The 15,857-nt window shown below is 69.3% G+C and carries 18 protein-coding genes; 15 read left to right on the top strand and 3 right to left on the bottom strand.

All coding sequences use genetic code 11. The annotated features are described in order from the left end of the window. Positions 1-42: 42 nt before the first annotated feature. The gene (locus tag ACGFNP_RS31590; RefSeq protein ID WP_393325028.1) at positions 43-936 is read right to left on the bottom strand and encodes a peptidylprolyl isomerase; all 894 of its coding nucleotides are present in this window, start codon (positions 934-936) and stop codon (positions 43-45) included. A 167-nt stretch (positions 937-1,103) separates the two neighbouring features. Here ACGFNP_RS31590 and ACGFNP_RS31595 point away from each other — a divergent pair, with 167 nt between their 5' ends. The 10 genes from ACGFNP_RS31595 (at position 1,104) to ACGFNP_RS31640 (ending at position 11,345) form a co-directional block, all read left to right on the top strand. Beyond that, entirely contained in the window at positions 1,104-1,583 is a 480-nt protein-coding gene (locus tag ACGFNP_RS31595; RefSeq protein ID WP_358325881.1) for a DUF2231 domain-containing protein, read from the top strand. A 100-nt stretch (positions 1,584-1,683) separates the two neighbouring features. Further along, positions 1,684-2,925 (top strand): replication-associated recombination protein A, encoded by a 1,242-nt coding sequence (locus ACGFNP_RS31600; RefSeq protein WP_393325103.1) that lies wholly within the window; start codon positions 1,684-1,686, stop codon positions 2,923-2,925. Between the two features lie 145 nt (positions 2,926-3,070). Next, the gene (locus ACGFNP_RS31605) at positions 3,071-3,229 is read left to right on the top strand and encodes a hypothetical protein (protein ID WP_393325031.1); all 159 of its coding nucleotides are present in this window, start codon (positions 3,071-3,073) and stop codon (positions 3,227-3,229) included. A gap of 86 nt (positions 3,230-3,315) precedes the next feature. Beyond that, on the top strand, positions 3,316-3,690 hold the full coding sequence (locus tag ACGFNP_RS31610; protein WP_358325889.1) for a DUF948 domain-containing protein: 375 nt from the start codon (positions 3,316-3,318) through the stop codon (positions 3,688-3,690). Next, the gene (locus tag ACGFNP_RS31615) at positions 3,687-3,917 is read left to right on the top strand and encodes a hypothetical protein (protein WP_358325892.1); all 231 of its coding nucleotides are present in this window, start codon (positions 3,687-3,689) and stop codon (positions 3,915-3,917) included. The genes ACGFNP_RS31610 and ACGFNP_RS31615 overlap by 4 nt, the downstream gene beginning before the upstream one ends. A gap of 17 nt (positions 3,918-3,934) precedes the next feature. Next, positions 3,935-6,607, top strand: coding sequence for an alanine--tRNA ligase (gene alaS, locus ACGFNP_RS31620; RefSeq protein WP_393325034.1), 2,673 nt, complete (start codon positions 3,935-3,937; stop codon positions 6,605-6,607). A gap of 1 nt (position 6,608) precedes the next feature. Next, positions 6,609-7,091 (top strand): Holliday junction resolvase RuvX, encoded by a 483-nt coding sequence (ruvX, locus tag ACGFNP_RS31625; RefSeq protein WP_358325898.1) that lies wholly within the window; start codon positions 6,609-6,611, stop codon positions 7,089-7,091. Positions 7,092-7,137: 46 nt separating this feature from the next. Then, a complete protein-coding gene (mltG, locus tag ACGFNP_RS31630; protein ID WP_358325900.1) occupies positions 7,138-8,922 on the top strand; it encodes an endolytic transglycosylase MltG in 1,785 nt (594 codons plus the stop codon). Between the two features lie 226 nt (positions 8,923-9,148). Next, entirely contained in the window at positions 9,149-10,303 is a 1,155-nt protein-coding gene (mltG, locus tag ACGFNP_RS31635) for an endolytic transglycosylase MltG (RefSeq protein WP_358325903.1), read from the top strand. 184 nt (positions 10,304-10,487) lie between these two features. Next, the gene (locus ACGFNP_RS31640) at positions 10,488-11,345 is read left to right on the top strand and encodes a shikimate dehydrogenase (protein ID WP_358325905.1); all 858 of its coding nucleotides are present in this window, start codon (positions 10,488-10,490) and stop codon (positions 11,343-11,345) included. Here the strand turns inward: ACGFNP_RS31640 and ACGFNP_RS31645 are convergent. Beyond that, on the bottom strand, positions 11,317-11,736 hold the full coding sequence (locus ACGFNP_RS31645) for a type II toxin-antitoxin system VapC family toxin (RefSeq protein ID WP_393325038.1): 420 nt from the start codon (positions 11,734-11,736) through the stop codon (positions 11,317-11,319). The two genes, ACGFNP_RS31640 and ACGFNP_RS31645, sit on opposite strands and share 29 nt — an antisense overlap. Next, positions 11,733-12,014, bottom strand: a complete 282-nt coding sequence (locus ACGFNP_RS31650) for a type II toxin-antitoxin system Phd/YefM family antitoxin (RefSeq protein ID WP_358325910.1) — start codon at positions 12,012-12,014, stop codon at positions 11,733-11,735. The genes ACGFNP_RS31645 and ACGFNP_RS31650 overlap by 4 nt, the downstream gene beginning before the upstream one ends. A 330-nt stretch (positions 12,015-12,344) precedes the next feature. Between ACGFNP_RS31650 and infC the strand changes: the two genes are divergently transcribed. The 5 genes from infC (at position 12,345) to ACGFNP_RS31675 (ending at position 15,745) form a co-directional block, all read left to right on the top strand. Next, positions 12,345-12,962, top strand: a complete 618-nt coding sequence (gene infC, locus ACGFNP_RS31655) for a translation initiation factor IF-3 (protein ID WP_393325105.1) — start codon at positions 12,345-12,347, stop codon at positions 12,960-12,962. Positions 12,963-13,087: 125 nt separating this feature from the next. Then, positions 13,088-13,282 carry a 50S ribosomal protein L35 gene (rpmI, locus tag ACGFNP_RS31660; RefSeq protein ID WP_219538505.1) on the top strand — a complete coding sequence of 65 codons (195 nt, stop codon included), beginning with the start codon at positions 13,088-13,090 and terminating at the stop codon, positions 13,280-13,282. A 24-nt stretch (positions 13,283-13,306) separates the two neighbouring features. Further along, positions 13,307-13,690: a 50S ribosomal protein L20 gene (rplT, locus tag ACGFNP_RS31665; protein WP_358325913.1), complete on the top strand. Its 384-nt coding sequence runs from the start codon at positions 13,307-13,309 to the stop codon at positions 13,688-13,690. 112 nt (positions 13,691-13,802) lie between these two features. Further along, positions 13,803-14,606, top strand: a complete 804-nt coding sequence (locus ACGFNP_RS31670) for an RNA methyltransferase (RefSeq protein WP_358325916.1) — start codon at positions 13,803-13,805, stop codon at positions 14,604-14,606. A gap of 50 nt (positions 14,607-14,656) precedes the next feature. Beyond that, on the top strand, positions 14,657-15,745 hold the full coding sequence (locus tag ACGFNP_RS31675) for an ATP-binding protein (protein ID WP_393325041.1): 1,089 nt from the start codon (positions 14,657-14,659) through the stop codon (positions 15,743-15,745). Positions 15,746-15,857: the final 112 nt, after the last annotated feature.

Consider the following 15,857-nt stretch of genomic DNA (forward strand, 5'->3'; position numbering starts at 1 on the left):
CCCCGCCTCTCCTGGAGAGACGGGGCGCCCTGTCGTTTACGGCTAGTCGACCGTGACCTTCTCGATGATGATCGGGTTCTTCGGGGCGGTCGAGCCGCCGTCGCCGGTGATGTCGTCCTTGCTGACGAGGACGCCGTCCTTGGCGACCTTCTCGATGATCTCCAGGCCCGAGCGGACCATGCCGAGCACCGAGTACTGGGCCTCGATCTGCGTGTTCTCATCCGACAGCGAGATGGCGAACTGGCTGCTGTTCTGGCCGGCCGCGTCCTGCGGCTGGGTGAGGAACACCACGCCGCGGGTGTACGGAATCGAGCCCACGGCCTCGTCCCCGTAGACGTAGCCCGCCGTGCCCTGGCCGTCGGTCGGGTTCTTGCCGTCGGCCTTGGCCTTGGGGTCGCCGCACTGCAGCAGGAACAGCCCCGCCGTCTCCGGCGTCACCAGGCGGTGGCACTTGGTGTTGTTGTAGAAGTTCTTTTTGGCGAGGAAGGCCATCGAGTTGACCGAACACGGCGTCGCGGCCGGGTCGACGTCGATGACGATCTTGCCGTGGTTGGTGAAGACGGTCATCGTCTTCAGCTTCATGTCCGGCTTGCTGCCGGGCAGGCCCACGTACTTCATCGGCACGTCAGAGGTATCCCGCTTGTACGTGCAGGTCACCTTGCCGGCCTTCTTCGGCAGCGAGGACAGCGACGGGGTCGGCGAGGGAGCGGCGCTGGTCGAGGCCGACGGACTGCTCTCGGCCGAGACCTTCTGGGCCGGATCGTCCTTGCCGACCAGCGTGGTCGCGGCGTAGATGCCGCCCGCCACCACGACGACCGCGAGGCCCGCCCCGATGAAGATGTTGCGCCTCGCCTTGGCGGCGTCCGCGGCCGCGCGCTGTTCCTGGCGCTCCTTGTGCTCCCGAGCCAGCTGGCTCTGGCGGTCTTCGCCGCTCACCGGTATGCCCTCCACTTTTGCCTGTACATGACCAAACAACTCCGCGAATGCTACCGGCCCTTCGATGTGCCGGACGTAAGAGGAGGAAACCACTCAGAGTGACGGGATAGACGGCGAACCATATCGTGTCGCTATTCGTAGTTGAAATGAGAACTAGGAGCGCTGACATGTTCAACGAGATCTTCGGCCTGCCGGCCCATCCGCTGATCATCCACTTCGCGGTGGTGCTGACCCCCCTCCTGTCCTGCGCCTCCGTGGCGTACGCGGTGCTGAGCCGCTGGCGGCCGATGCTGGCGTGGGCGGTGGTCCTGCTCTCCGTGGGGGCGCCCGCGGCCGTCTTCGCGGCCAAGGAGAGCGGTGAGAGCCTCAAGGAGGCCCGCTTCGCCAGTGTCGACGGCACCCTGAGCCAGCGGATCTCCGCCCATGAGAGCTTCGCCAACCCGTTGCTGCTGTCGGCCGCCGGACTCGGGGTCGCCGCGCTGCTGCTCGTCTATGCCACCAGCCCGAGTCGTGGCTCGCTCGGCGACCGGTTCGGCCGTCCGGTCACGCTCGTGCTGTCCGGCGTGACGGTGCTGCTCGCCGTGGTGGTCGGTTACTTCGTCTTCCGCGCCGGTGACTCGGGCGCCAGAGCCGTCTGGGGCGCGTAGGGGGGACCGCCGTACCCGGTCCACCCTGTAATCTCACGTTGTGGAGAGTCTGTTCGATTCGGCGGCTGCGGACGCCACGCCGCAACCCCTCGCGGTCCGGATGCGGCCGCGCACGCTCGACGAGGTGATCGGCCAGCGCCACCTGCTGGGCCCGGGCACCCCGCTGCGCAGGCTGGTCGAGAGCGAGGCGCCGATGTCGCTCTTCCTGTGGGGACCGCCGGGCACCGGCAAGACCACACTGGCCTACGTCGTCTCCAACGTCACCAAGCGGCGATTCGTCGAGGTCTCCGCCGTCTCGGCCGGGGTCAAGGACGTACGCGCCGCCATCGACACCGCCAAGCGCGAGCTGGGCATGACCGGCCGGCAGACCGTGCTCTTCGTCGACGAGGTCCACCGCTTCAACAAGGCCCAGCAGGACGCCCTGCTGCCCGCCGTCGAGAACCGCTGGGTCACCTTCATCGGCGCGACCACCGAGAACCCGTTCTTCTCCGTCATCTCACCCCTGCTGTCGCGCTCGCTGCTGCTCACGCTCGAGTCCCTGAGCGACGACGACGTCCGCGTGGTCCTGGAGCGCGCGGTGTCCGACGAGCGCGGTCTCGGCGGCCGCGCCACCCTCGCCCCCGAGGCCCTGGAGCATCTCGTACGGCTGGCGGGCGGCGACGCCCGCCGCTCCCTGACCTACCTCGAAGCCGCCGCGCTGCTGGCCGACGACATCACGGTCGAGGTCGTGGAGAAGGCCGTCGACAAGGCGGCCGTCCGCTACGACCGGCAGGGCGACCAGCACTACGACGTCATCAGCGCGTTCATCAAGTCGATGCGCGGCTCCGACGCCGACGCCGCGCTCCACTACCTGGCCCGGATGATCGAGGCCGGCGAGGACCCGCGCTTCATCGCCCGCCGCATCGTCATCTTCGCCTCGGAGGACGTCGGCATGGCCGACCCGACCTGCCTGCAGACCGCGGTTGCCGCGGCCCAGGCGGTGCAGCTGATCGGCCTGCCGGAGGGCCAGATCAACCTGGCCCACGCGGTCATCCACTGCGCGCTGGCGCCCAAGTCCAACGCCGTCGTGAAGGCCATCGGGGCGGCGATCGGCGACGTGCGCCGCGGCTTGATCGGGCAGGTGCCCGGCCACCTGCGCGACGCCCACTACCCGGGCGCCGCCAAGCTGGGCCACGGCGACGGCTACAAGTACCCGCACGACTTCGAGCACGGGCTGGTCCGCCAGGATTACGCGCCGGAGCAGGTCCGCGGCAAGCGCTACTACGAGCCCACCAAGCACGGCGGCGAGGGGGTCCTGGCCGAGCGGTGGGCGCGGATACGTGACTTTCTGCGTGGGTCTTGAAGATCAACCACTTTTCTTTGTTACGGCACGGCCTGGTCGGCGCCAGACGCCGACCGGGGCTGAGGGCCTCCAGGGGGACGGCCTCTGACCCCGCACGGGGTTGGCCGCCGATACGACGACTTCTTGGCCGGTGGCGTGGTTTGTCGTGATCCCTATGGCCTACGGGCGGTTGTGGTGGCAGCTGGATTCGTCGCCGCGCGGCGGCCACGGGTATGCCGGAGCGGTGGTCGTGCCCGAGCCCGGCGGTGCTCGCGGGCCCGTGCGGTCGAGCGGGGAAACGGTCGCCACCGACGTGGCGGCCTGATCGAGCTCGGTGTCCCCAGTAGCCTGGGCCCTCGAACGCGATAGGGTTCTTGCCGTTCCGGCCCAGCGTACGAGGGAGATGAGCGGATGCTTACCGCTGGAGAGGTCGCCGGGCTGATCGCCGCCACCGGCTGGATCGTCCTGGTCTGCGTGCTCGTCACGGTGCTGGTCAAGCTCACCAGGCTGATCACCGAGACCGGCAGGGCGGTGGCCGACCTGAGCGCCCGCATGGCGCCGCTGCTCGACGACATGAGCCTGACAGTCAACGAGACCAACAGGCAGCTCGTGGCCGTCGAGGCCATCACCAAGGACGTCAAGCAGGTGAGCTCCCACGCCGCCAAGCTCAGCGCCGTCACCCAGACCGTGTTCACCGGACCGCTGATCAAGGTCTCGGCCATCGGCTACGGTGTGCGCAGGGCCATCGAGGTCCGCAGGCCGCGCAAGGCGGGGCGGCGGCGATGATCAGACGGTTGTTCTACCTGTCGCTCGGCGCGCTGCTGACCCTCTGGGTGATGCGCAGGCTGCAGGCGCTCCACCCCAACCACGTGGCCCGCCGGACGGTCGGCGGCGCCGCGAGCATGCTCGGACGGGTGAGAGACTTTACATCTGACGCGTTCGGCGAGGCCGCGGAGCGTGAAATGGAGTTGCGGGCCCGGTTCGGGCTCGACAACCCTGACAAAAACGACTAACGCAAAGGATGGCCCCCATGGAGTCGGCAGAGATCGCCCGCCGCTTCCTGCGCTTCTTCGAGGAGCGTGGGCACAAGGTAGTGCCCTCGGCCAGCCTGATCGCTGAGGACCCGACGCTTCTCCTGGTCAACGCGGGTATGGCGCCGTTCAAGCCGTACTTCCTGGGGCAGCGCAAGCCTCCGGCGGTCCGGCTGGCCACCGCGCAGAAATGCGTGCGCACGCCCGACATCGACGAGGTCGGCAAGACCACCCGGCACGCGACGTTCTTCCAGATGCTCGGCAACTTCTCCATCGGCGACTACTTCAAGGCCGACGTGATCCCGTTCGCCTGGGAGCTGCTGACCAAGCCGGAGTCCGAGGGCGGCTTCGGCTTCCCGGCCGACCGCCTCTGGGCGACCGTCTACCTCGACGACGACGAGGCGCTCGACATCTGGCACAACAAGGTCGGCCTGCCCCTCGACCGCATCCAGCGCCGCGGCCTCGAAGACAACTACTGGCACATGGGCGTGCCCGGCCCCGGCGGCCCGTGCTCGGAGATCTACTACGACCGCGGCCCCGAATACGGTCGCGAGGGCGGCCCCATCGCCGACGAGAACCGCTACCTCGAAGTCTGGAACCTCGTCTTCATGCAGGACCAGCTGGGCGAGGTCCGCAGCAAGGTCGACTTCGACATCATCGGCGGCCTGCCCGCCAAGAACATCGACACCGGCATGGGCCTGGAGCGCATGGCGGCGATCCTGCAGGGCGTCGACAACATCTACGAGATCGACACCACCTACAAGATCCTCGACAAGGCGGCCGAGCTCACCAAGACCCGCTACGGCCGCGACCACCGCTCCGACGTCAGCCTCCGGGTGATCGCCGACCACGTGCGCACCGGCACCATGCTCGTCGCCGACGGCGTCATGCCCGGCAACGAGGGCCGCGGCTACGTGCTGCGCCGCATCCTGCGCCGCTCGGTCCGCAACCTGCGCCTGCTCGGCTCCGGCGACGAGCGCTACATGCACGAGCTGACCGCCGTCGCGATCGACGTGATGAGCGAGCAATATCCGCAGCTCAAGGCCGACGCGCCGCAGATCCACGGGGTCATCGACGCCGAGGAGGCGTCCTTCCTCGGCACGCTGCGCACCGGCACCGCCATCTTCGACGTCGCGGTGGAGGAGACCAAGCGCAAGTCCGGCACCACGCTCTCCGGCGATCAGGCGTTCCAGCTGCACGACACCTACGGCTTCCCGATCGACCTCACCCTCGAAATGGCGTCCGAGCACGGACTCCAGGTCGACGAGGAGGGCTTCCGCCGCCTGATGAAGGAGCAGCGCGACCGCGCCAAGGCCGACGCGGCGGCGAAGAAGACCGGCAACGCCGACATCTCCGTCTTCGGGCAGCTGCTGGAGAAGGCGGGCCGGGTCGAGTTCCTCGGCTACGACCAGACCGAGGCGGACACCAGCATCGTCGGCATCCTGGTCGACGGGGTCCCGGTCCCCGCGGCGGGCGCGGGCACCGACGTGGAGGTCGTGCTCGGCCGCACGCCCTTCTACGCCGAGGGCGGCGGCCAGCTGGCCGACCAGGGCGTGATCCGCACCGGCGGCGCCGAGGTCGAGATCCACGACGTGCAGACGCCGCTCGCGGGCCTCGTCATCCACCGCGGCAAGATCCGCAAGGGTGAGCTCAAGGTCGGCGACGACGCCCAGGCGGAGATCGACCTCGAGCGGCGCCGCGCGATCTCGCGCAGCCACAGCGCCACCCACCTCGTCCACCGCGGCTTCAAGAACGCCCTGGGCGAGACGGCGGCACAGGCCGGCTCCGAAAACTCGCCCGGCCGCTTCCGCTTCGACTTCACCGCGGCGGGCGCGGTGCCGCCGAGCGTGCTGCGCGATGTCGAGGACGAGGTCAACGCGGTGCTCATCAACGACCTCAAGGTCAACGCCTTCTACACCTCCCAGGCGGAGGCCCGGGCGATGGGCGCGCTGGCGATGTTCGGCGAGAAGTACGGCGACGAGGTCCGCGTCGTGGAGATCGGCGACTACTCGCGCGAGCTCTGCGGCGGCACCCACGTCCACAGCTCCGGCCAGCTCGGCCTGGTCAAGGTGCTCGGCGAGCAGTCGGTCGGCGCCGGTGTGCGCCGTGTCGAGGCACTCGTCGGCATCGACGCGTTCCGCTTCCTGGCCCGCGAGAGCGTCCTGGTCGCGCAGCTCACCGAGCAGCTCAAGGCACGCCGCGAGGAGCTGCCCGAGCGAGTCGAGGGCATCGTCACCCGCCTGCGCACCGCCGAGAAGGAGCTGGAGCGGCTCCGGTCCGCACAGGTGCTCCAGGTGGCGGGCGAGCTGGCGGCCCAAGCCGGTGACCTGCACGGAGTCTCCGTGGTGACGCACCGCGCGCCTGACGGCACTGGCGCGGACGATCTGCGTAAGCTCGCACTTGATGTGCGTGGCAGGTTCCCAGCTGACCGACCGGCGGTCATCGTGATCGCGGGTGTCCCCTCCGACCGGCCCGTGGTGGTTGCCGCGGTCAACGAGGCGGGACGCGAGCGCGGGCTCAAGGCCGGACGACTGGTCGGCGTCGCCGCCAAGGCACTTGGGGGTGGCGGTGGCGGCAAGGACGATGTCGCGCAAGGCGGCGGCACACGACCGGAGGCGATCGGCGACGCGCTGCGACTGGTCGAGCAGGCCATCGCGGAGCAGCTCGGCTGATATGCGGTTCGGTTCACGGATCGGCGTGGACGTCGGGTCCGTACGCATCGGCGTGGCCCGCAGCGACCCTTCGGGCCTGCTGGCCACCCCGGTGGAGACCGTCCGGCGCGGCCAGGGCGACCTCGATCGCATCGCCGCGATCGCCGACGAACACTCGGCGATCGAGGTCGTGGTCGGGCTGCCCACCTCGCTGTCGGGCCGCGAAGGGCCGGCCGCCGCGCTGGCCCGGGAGTTCGCCATTTCGCTGGCCGTTCGCCTGGCGCCCACCCCCGTCCGCCTCTTCGACGAGCGGCTGACCACGGTCGCGGCGCAGCAGGGGCTCCGGGCCAGCGGCGTGCGGGCCAAGAAGCAGCGCGCGGTCGTCGACCAGGCGGCGGCGGTCGTGCTGCTGCAGGACGCGCTCGACGTCGAGAGAGCCACGGACAGACCACCCGGCAGGCCCGTCGATCCGCCCTCCACGGCGGCCGACGGACCCGCCTCATGACCGGGCTGCCCATCGGGGACGGCGGGGATCGGCCGGGGGTGGCCGCATGAGCAACCCACCGGACGACGACGACCTGATCCCGTTCGACCGGGACCCGGACGCCGCTGTGGTGCCGGCCGTGGCGCCGGACGGCGTCGCGGTGCCGGACGACGTGGGATCTCCGGAGCACTTGACGGCTGACCCGGCAACGGACGGCCGGGAGTGCCACGCGGACGACCTCGGCCCGACCGACGGGGGCATGCTTTCTGACGGCGGTGATGGCGCGCTTGCTGACGGCGGCACGTCGGGCGGGGGCATGCGTCCTGACGGCGGTACATCCGACGGCGACGCGCTTCCTCGTGGTGTTCCGTCCGACGGCGGTGCGCCCGATGGTGGCGCGCTTGCTGACGGCGGCACGTCCGGCGGGGGCATGCGTCCTGACAGCGGCACATCCGGTGGTGGCGCGTCCGATGGCGGCGTCTCCGGTACGGATCCGGGCGACTCACTCGGCGGCGGTGACCTCACATCTGCTGCGGCAGGCGGTTACGCGTCCGCAACGGACGGTAGCGCGGCCGGGGCCGGTGACGGTGACGTGGCCAAGGGCGGGAGCGCGGCCGAGGTCGGGACTGACGGCGAGGCGAAGGGCGAGAGTTCGGCCGAGGACGCGTTCGGCGCAGATCCGGCCCAGCTCGGCCGGCAACGCCTTGCCGTACCCGCGGACGAGGCCAGGGACGCGCCCAGCGTCGGGGCCAAGGGCGGTGGTGCGTCGAGGAGTGAGGCCACAGGCGGGAGCGGGCGTGGGGCCGGGCGGCGAGGGAGGCGGGCTGCCCTGCGTAAGGCGGCGCTGCTGGGCCTCGTGGTGACGGCGTCGATCGCCGCGATCGGTGCCGGGGCGTACGGGGTGCTCAAGCCGTACCTGGCCCCCGACGACTTCAAGGGCACGGGCAGCGGGAGCGTGACCGTAAGGATCCCGCCGGGCGCCAACGCGGGGGACATCGGCGCCGTGCTGGCCGACGCGGGGGTGGTGGCCAGCGCGCGATCGTTCGTGAACGTGACCAAGGAGCGCGCCGTGGCAGGACGCCTGCATCCGGGGCACTACCGGCTGCGCAAGGGCATGGCCGCCGGCGCCGCGCTCGATCTGCTGCTCGCGCCCGCCTCAAAGGTGATCAGGCGCGTCACCGTGCCCGAGGGCATGCGGGCGGGCGAGACCCTCGTACGGGTGGCCGCCCAGTCCGGGCTGGCACTCAAGGAGCTGCAGGCGGTCGACACGGCTCTCGTCGGGCTGCCCAAGTACGCCCGGGGCCTCGAAGGGTTCCTGTTTCCCGCCACGTACGAGGTCGAGCCCGGCGACAAGGCCGTCGACCTGCTGGCCGCGATGGTGGAGCGGTTCCGCGCGGCGGCGCGGAAGGTGAAGCTGGTGGAGAAGGCGGCGCGGGTGCATCTGACCCCGCTGGAGGCCGTCACGGTGGCCAGCATGGTGCAGGCCGAGGGCGGCAGGGACGAGGACTATCCCAAGATCTCCAGAGTGATCTACAACCGGCTCCAGCGCGGCACGCCGCTCCAGATCGACAGCACCGTCCTGTACGCCCAGGGCAAGCGGACCGCGAAAGTCACCGAGAGCGACACCAAGGTCCGATCACCGTACAACACCTACGCCCACACCGGACTGCCGCCGGGCCCCATCGCCAATCCCGGGGAGAAGGCGCTGATAGCGACCCTCCATCCGGCGAAGGGTGATTGGCACTGGTTTGTGACCACGGATCCGGCGCATAGAATCACCAAATTCACCAACAAAGAGAGCGAGTTCGTGAGATACCGGGAAGAGCTGAACCGTAACCTCAGGACGAAATGATGCTTGCCGGGACCCGCCTCGTCCCGCCGGGGATCTTCGAAATCCCCGTGCGGAACCCCCGAGCAGGGGGCCGCGCGCTCTTCCCGTCCTCTAGCATGGCTACCCAGAGTGATATCCGCCGGTCGTGGGTGCACGCCCGGCGGTCCCCCCGCTCGGTGACCCCCAACGGTTCGGCAGCTCCGCTTGACGCCGGGCCGGACGTACCGGGAGATTGGCCTGCGCACCTATGAACGATCTCGACATGGATTTCCTGCTCGGCGCCGAGGACGACGAAGGCTCCTCCCGGCGCCGCGCCCGAGGTAACGGCAAGAGCGGCAGCCGCAGGCGCCGCAGGCGCCGAAACCGGGGCGGTTTCATCGCGCCGCTGCTCGCCTTCATCGTCCTGGCCGGCATCCTCGGCGGCGGCGGCTATTTCGGTTATCAGTGGATCAGTGGCGCTCTGGTGCCCGACGACTTCACCGGTGCGGGCAAGGGTGAAGTGACCGTCGAGATCAAGGACGGCCAGAGCGCCTCCGACGTGGCGGTGGAGCTGGAGCGGCAGGGGGTCGTCGCCAGCGCCAGGGCGTTCACCAACGCGATCGCCAACGCCAACAAGAGCGGCGCGCTCCAGCCGGGCCAGTACACCCTGCGCAAGGGCATGTCAGCCGCCAACGCGGTGACGATGCTCGACTCGGCCAACAAGCTGATCGTCAAGATCACGTTGGAGGAGGGGCTGCGCCTCATCGACGTCCTCGGCCGGCTCGCCCAGAAGACCGGCAAGCCGCTGAAGGAGTTCGTCGCCGCCGCCAAGGACACCGGCGACATGGAGCTGCCCCCGTATGCCAAGGGCAAGCTCGAGGGCTACGCCTTCCCCGCCACGTACGAGTTCCAGCCGAAGACCACGCCGGCCGAGATGCTGTCGCAGATGGTCGACCGCTTCAACCAGACGGCGGACAAGGCCGACCTCGTGGGTGGCGCCAAGGCCCTGCGGCGCACCCCCGCCGAGATCATCACGATCGCCAGCATCGTCCAGGCCGAGGCCGGCCGCTACGAGGACATGCCGAAGATCGCCCGCGTCATCTACAACCGGCTCGCCCACGAGCCGGAGATGCCGCTGAAGATGGACAGCACGGTGTTCTACGGGCTGGGCAAGCGCGGCACGGCCGCGACGCACGCGCAGCTGGAGAGTACCTCCAAGTACAACACCTACAAATACCTGGGCCTCCCGCCCGGCCCCATCTCCAACCCGGGCGACCACGCGATCGAGGCGGCTCTCAACCCGACGAAGGGCGACTGGCTCTACTTCGTCGCCACCGACCCGAAGAGCAAGATCACCAAGTTCGCCGTCACGGACGCGCAGTTCCAGGAATTGCTCAACGAATACCGTCAGAACGGCGGCTGACGCCTCGGGCTGAGCGGCGGAAGCCGGCCACGCCACCGGTCTCACCGTCTCGTAACGATGCCCAGCCCTGTGCGGGCTCAGCGGCCGTCTCCCTGGAGGCCCTGAGCCCTGTACGGCGACTGGGGCCTGCCGGGCATGCCGTACAAAAGAAGGCAGTAGGGCTTTGAGTAGTAAGGAGAAGCACGTGCGGGCAGGGGTGCTGGGGGCGCCGATCGGGCATTCGCTGTCGCCCTTCCTGCATCGGGCGGCCTATCGGGCGATGGGGCTCGACAGGTGGAGTTACGAGGCCCTGGAGTGCGACGAGGCCCGGCTGCCCGGCCTGCTGCCGACGCTCAGGCCGCGCCGCGGTGAGGTGCCGGGGGACGAGGGGGCCTGGGCGGGATTGTCGCTGACCATGCCGCTAAAACGGGCCGTGCTGCCGCTGCTCGACAGCGTCTCCGACCTGGCCGTGGAGGTGGGCGGCGCCAATACCGTGGTGTTCCGCGACGGCGCGAGCCATGGGGACAACACCGACGTCTACGGGATCGAACGGGCGCTGGCCGAGGCCGGGGTGCCGGCGCCGAGGTCGGCGACCGTGCTGGGCGGCGGCGCCACCGCTGCTTCGGCGCTGGCGGCGCTGCGCGGCCTGGGGCTGTACTCCGCGACCCTGCTGGTCCGTGACCCCGCCAGGGCGGGGGAGACGGCAGGGGTGGCCGAGCGGCTCGGGATGGCGCTGGCGGTGGAGACGTTCGACAAGCTCGACGTCTCGACGCGGGTGGATCTGGTGGTGTCCACACTGCCGGGCGGCGCGGCCGACGCCTTCGCGGCGCGGCTGGCGCGGGTTCCCGCGCTCTTCGACGTGGTCTACTCGCCCTGGCCGACCAGCGCGGCGGCGGCCGTCCAGGCCGCTGGCGGCACCGTGGTCGGGGGGTTCGCGATGCTGCTGCACCAGGCGGTGCGGCAGGTGGAGCTGATGACGGGCCGGACGGATGTGCCGGTGGAGGCCATGCGCGCGGCCGGTGAGGCGGAGATCCTCAGACGGGCGGCCAGTCGAACGGGTTGATCAACTGGACGTCGAGGCCCACGAAGTCCTGCACATTGCGGGTGACGAGGGTCCAGTCATGCGCGCGGGCGGTGGCGGCGACGAGGCCATCGACGATCGGGAGCGGCCGCACGGCGCGCATCCGCCCCCATTCCTCGGCCGCGGCGGCGGTGACGGGCAGCACCCGAGTCCTGAACTGGTGCTGGAGACGATCCAGCCAGGGCTCGTAGCCACCTGCCCGGAGTGGGTCGCGGCGGCGCAGCAACTCGACACCTTCGCGGATCTCGCCGAACACCATGACACTCACATAGAGGCTGGGCCCGCTGACGGTGTCGAGCCACCTCTGCACGCTGTCGTCTCTGACCCGCTTGGTCATTTCCGACACGACGTTGGTGTCGAGAACGTAGCTCACTCGATGCCCTCGAAGTCGATGTCCCGCATCGCGCTGCTCTTGTCGCGGGTGAGATCGAGCGCGCTCAGGTCGGGACCTGAGAGCAGGAATTCCTTGAAGTCGGGCTGCTCGCCCTTGAGCCGGCGGTATTCCTCCATGCCCAGGATCACCGCCACATCCTGCCCGTGCCTGGTGACGATCTGCGGTCCCTCGTCATGGGCCCGGCGGACGACCTCGCTGAAGCGCTGTTTGGCCTCCTGCAGCTGCCATCTGGTCTCTTCGAGCTGCTCTACGGCCATATGCCCTCGTTCTGGCTAGTTTTCTGGACAGAACTTTAGTGCAGAGGTTCTGGTCGGTGGGGATGATTCGAGGAACTCTCGTGGTTGTGGTAACGTAGCTCTCTGATCGGTCCGGCATGCCTTGCTGGACGCGCAAGCGGAGGTCTCCCTCCCACCTGTGTCACCGAGAGGTGGCCGGGTCCAGGATCACGCCGGACTTACTCCGGGGAGCTTACGGCCACGATGCCAATGAGCTCAGTGGCCCCGCATGCGCGACGTGCGGGGCTTTTCGCGTTTGCGCGGAGTTCCTCGGCACCGAGCACGTACGGGATCGCAAACCTAGGAGGCCCCATCAGCACTGAGCCCCGCATCAACGAGCGTATCCGAGTTCCCGAGGTGCGCCTCGTGGGCCCGAACGGCGAGCAGGTAGGCATCGTCTCCATTCACGATGCCCTCAAGCTCGCTCAGGAGGCCGACCTCGACCTGGTCGAGGTCGCGGCCACGGCTCGACCGCCCGTGTGCAAGCTCATGGACTACGGCAAATTCAAGTACGAGTCCGCGATGAAGGCGCGCGAGGCGCGCAAGAATCAGGCGCACACGATCATCAAGGAGATCAAGCTCCGGCCGAAGATCGACCCGCACGACTACGAGACCAAGAAGGGTCACGTGGTGCGGTTCCTCAAGGCAGGGGACAAGGTCAAAGTCACGATCATGTTCCGTGGTCGCGAGCAGTCCCGGCCGGAACTCGGTTTCCGGCTGCTGCAGCGGCTCGCGGACGACGTCCAGGAGCTGGGATTCGTCGAGTCCCACGCCAAGCAGGACGGCCGTAACATGATCATGGTGATCGGTCCGCACAAGAAGAAGGCCGAGGCGAAGGCGGAGAAGGCCGCAGCCAAGGCCCAGCGTGGTGGCGAGGAGCCTTCCGCGGAGGAGTCTTCCGAGCAGGAAGCCTCCGTACAGGAAGCGTGACCCGCGGTTCGGGTTAGCCTTAACAGCACACCCCGAACAGCCACCCCACCAGACGAAGACGCCGCGACCGGGTCGGCCAGCACCGGCCCGGCCACCGGCACGGACGAATTGAGGAGAGACGGCGAATGCCGAAGATGAAGACGCACAGCGGTGCGAAGAAGCGGTTCCGGCTGACCGGCAGCGGCAAGCTCGTGCGTCGCCGTGCCAATCGCGCGCACTACAACGAGTGGAAGTCGTCTACTCTGACGCGCCGTCTCAAGAACGAAGTCGTCCTGTCCGACGCTGATTCCAAGAAGATCAAGAAGCTGCTCGCCAAGTAGCGCGACCCCCGGGGAGAGAGAACTATGGCACGCGTGAAGCGGGCGCTCAACGCCAAGAAGAAGCGCAAGGTCGTCCTCGAACGGGCTTCCGGTTACCGTGGCCAGCGGTCACGTCTGTACCGCAAGGCCAAGGAGCAGATGCTCCACTCGATGACGTACGCCTATCGGGACCGGAAGGACCGTAAGGGTGCCTTCCGCCGTCTGTGGATCCAGCGGATCAACGCCGCCGCCCGTCAGAACGGCATGACGTACAACCGCCTGATCCAGGGTCTGCGACTGGCCAACATCGAGGTCGACCGCAAGATCCTCGCCGATCTCGCGGTGAACGACAGCCAGACCTTCGCCACGCTCGTCGAGGCCGCCAAGAAGGCGCTGCCGGCGAACGTGAACGCCCCGGCCGTGAGCTGAGGCGATTGAGGACCGAGCCCGGCGAGGCTCCAGTCGAGGGCCCACCTGACGGTGGGCCCTTTGCTTTGTGTCCAGCCGGTACGCCCGGCCGTACAGACCATCAGGGGAGAGCATGGCCGGATCCGAGCTGACCAACGTGAAGTCGCCGCGCGTGAAGGCCGCCAGGAGGCTCGCCAAGCGCGCCTACCGGGAGCAGGACCGCAAGTTCCTGGCCGAGGGGCCGCAGGCCGTGCGTGAGGCGCTCAAGCTCGACGGGGTGACGCTGGAGCTGTTCGCCACCGCCGAGGCCGAGCTCCGCCACCCCGAGCTGATCACCGACGCGACGCTCAAGGGCATACCGATCCACCGGGCCAGCGGCGAGGTCATGTCGGAGCTCTCCCAGACCGTGACCCCGCAGGGCCTGCTGGCCGTGTGCCGGCTGGTGCACGTGCCGCTCGACGACGCCCTGTCCGGCCAGCCGCGCCTGGTCGCGGTCCTCGCGCACGTGCGCGACCCCGGCAACGCGGGCACCGTCATGCGCGCCGCCGACGCCGCGGGCGCCGACTCCGTGATCTTCACCGACGCCTCGGTCGACCCGTACAACGGCAAGTGTGTACGCGCCAGCGCGGGCAGCCTGTTCCACCTGCCCGTCACCATCGGTACACCGGTGGCCGCCGCCGTGCGTCAACTCAGAGAGCGCGGACTGCGCGTGCTGGCGGCCGACGGCGCGGGCAAGCACACGCTCGACGACGTCGACCTGTCGGGCCCCACCGCGTGGATCTTCGGAAACGAGGCGTGGGGTCTGCCCGAGGAGGTTCTCGCCGAAGCCGACGATGTGGTCAGGGTGCCCATCTACGGACAGGCCGAAAGCCTCAACCTGGCCACCGCGGCCGCGGTATGCCTTTACTCCTCCGCCAGGGCTCAGCGAGTGTCCTAGGCGGCTGGAAACCCGCTATTGTCGGCCTTGTAGGCGGAGGAGGCGAGTTCGTGCACGGCGCAGACACCGATGGTCGAGTGGTCGCCTCCGCGTGCACGATAGCCATCGACGATCTTCCAGACGGCCTCATCGTGTCCGACAGATTCGGCCGCGTGCTGGCCGTCAACCGGGCCGCCGCGCGGCTCACCGGCGTCACCGCCGAACGCGCGGTCGGCAAGGACATGAACGAGGTGTTCCCCTTCCGCGACCACGACGGCCGCGAGTGGTGGAAGGCCCTCGACCCCGAGGGCGGCCTGCGCACCCGCAGCAGGGTGCCGGAGCGGCCGCTGCACCTGCCCGGCGGGCAGGAGCTCTACGTCGCGGCCCGGCTGTCCCGCGAGCCCGAGCGGTGCGGCGACGTCGAGCGGGTGACGATCACCCTGCGTGACGGCGGCGCCCGCGCCCGGCTGGAGCGCAGCCGCGCCGACCTGGTGTCCACGGTCGCCCACGAGCTGCGCTCGCCGCTGACCAGCGTCAAGGGGTTCACCGCGACCCTGCTGGCCAAGTGGACGCGCTTCACCGACGAGCAGAAGCGGGTCATGCTCGAGACCGTCAACAACGACGCCGACCGGGTGACCAGGCTGATCACGGAGCTGCTCGACGTCTCCCGCATCGAGTCGGGCCGGCTGGAGCTGCACCGCCAGGTCGTCGACGTGCCCGCCAGAGCGCGGCGCATCATCGCCGGCCGCGCCGCGGCGGGCGAGGCCGAGGACCGCTTCCGCCTCGTCGCCGGCGACGATCTCCCCGAGATGTGGCTCGACCAGGACAAGATCGACCAGATCCTCGGTAACCTGATGGAAAACGCGGTGCGCCACGGACGCGGCACCGTCACCATAGAGATCGAGTCCGTCGGATGGGGAGTTGCCGTGTCGGTGCGCGACGAGGGCGAGGGCATCACGCCCGAGCTGGCTCCGCGCGTCTTCCGGCAGTTCTGGCGTGGCAACAGCCGCCGGCGCGGCGGCACCGGGCTCGGCCTGTTCATCGTGAAGGGCCTGGTCGAGGCGCACGGCGGCACGATCATCGTGCAGCGCGCGCCCGAGGGTGGGGCGGAGTTCCGATTTACCGTGCCCACCGGCACCCCTGACTTCGCCACTGTGTAGCCCCTGCGGGGGGCGGGCGTGAGTCGGCCCGGTGGGCGGATCCCACTAGACTCTGTCAAGCTCAAGCCCTGGATACGGAGCTCACTCTTGTCTGACTACGACCCCGTCGAGG

The organism is Nonomuraea sp. NPDC049269 (assembly GCF_043197155.1).
Taxonomy (GTDB): domain Bacteria; phylum Actinomycetota; class Actinomycetes; order Streptosporangiales; family Streptosporangiaceae; genus Nonomuraea.

What these genes read in the sequence shown, in the direction of transcription:
- alaS (WP_393325034.1), top strand. Translation starts at nt 3,935, where the DNA reads ATGGAGTCGGCAGAGATCGCCCGCCGCTTCCTGCGCTTCTTCGAGGAG.
- mltG (WP_358325900.1), top strand. Translation starts at nt 7,138, where the DNA reads ATGAGCAACCCACCGGACGACGACGACCTGATCCCGTTCGACCGGGAC.
- rplT (WP_358325913.1), top strand. Translation starts at nt 13,307, where the DNA reads ATGGCACGCGTGAAGCGGGCGCTCAACGCCAAGAAGAAGCGCAAGGTC.
- ACGFNP_RS31670 (WP_358325916.1), top strand. Translation starts at nt 13,803, where the DNA reads ATGGCCGGATCCGAGCTGACCAACGTGAAGTCGCCGCGCGTGAAGGCC.
- mltG (WP_358325903.1), top strand. Translation starts at nt 9,149, where the DNA reads ATGAACGATCTCGACATGGATTTCCTGCTCGGCGCCGAGGACGACGAA.
- ACGFNP_RS31595 (WP_358325881.1), top strand. Translation starts at nt 1,104, where the DNA reads ATGTTCAACGAGATCTTCGGCCTGCCGGCCCATCCGCTGATCATCCAC.
- ruvX (WP_358325898.1), top strand. Translation starts at nt 6,609, where the DNA reads ATGCGGTTCGGTTCACGGATCGGCGTGGACGTCGGGTCCGTACGCATC.
- ACGFNP_RS31650 (WP_358325910.1), bottom strand. Translation starts at nt 12,014, where the DNA reads ATGGCCGTAGAGCAGCTCGAAGAGACCAGATGGCAGCTGCAGGAGGCC.
- ACGFNP_RS31615 (WP_358325892.1), top strand. Translation starts at nt 3,687, where the DNA reads ATGATCAGACGGTTGTTCTACCTGTCGCTCGGCGCGCTGCTGACCCTC.
- ACGFNP_RS31600 (WP_393325103.1), top strand. Translation starts at nt 1,684, where the DNA reads ATGCGGCCGCGCACGCTCGACGAGGTGATCGGCCAGCGCCACCTGCTG.
- ACGFNP_RS31610 (WP_358325889.1), top strand. Translation starts at nt 3,316, where the DNA reads ATGCTTACCGCTGGAGAGGTCGCCGGGCTGATCGCCGCCACCGGCTGG.
- rpmI (WP_219538505.1), top strand. Translation starts at nt 13,088, where the DNA reads ATGCCGAAGATGAAGACGCACAGCGGTGCGAAGAAGCGGTTCCGGCTG.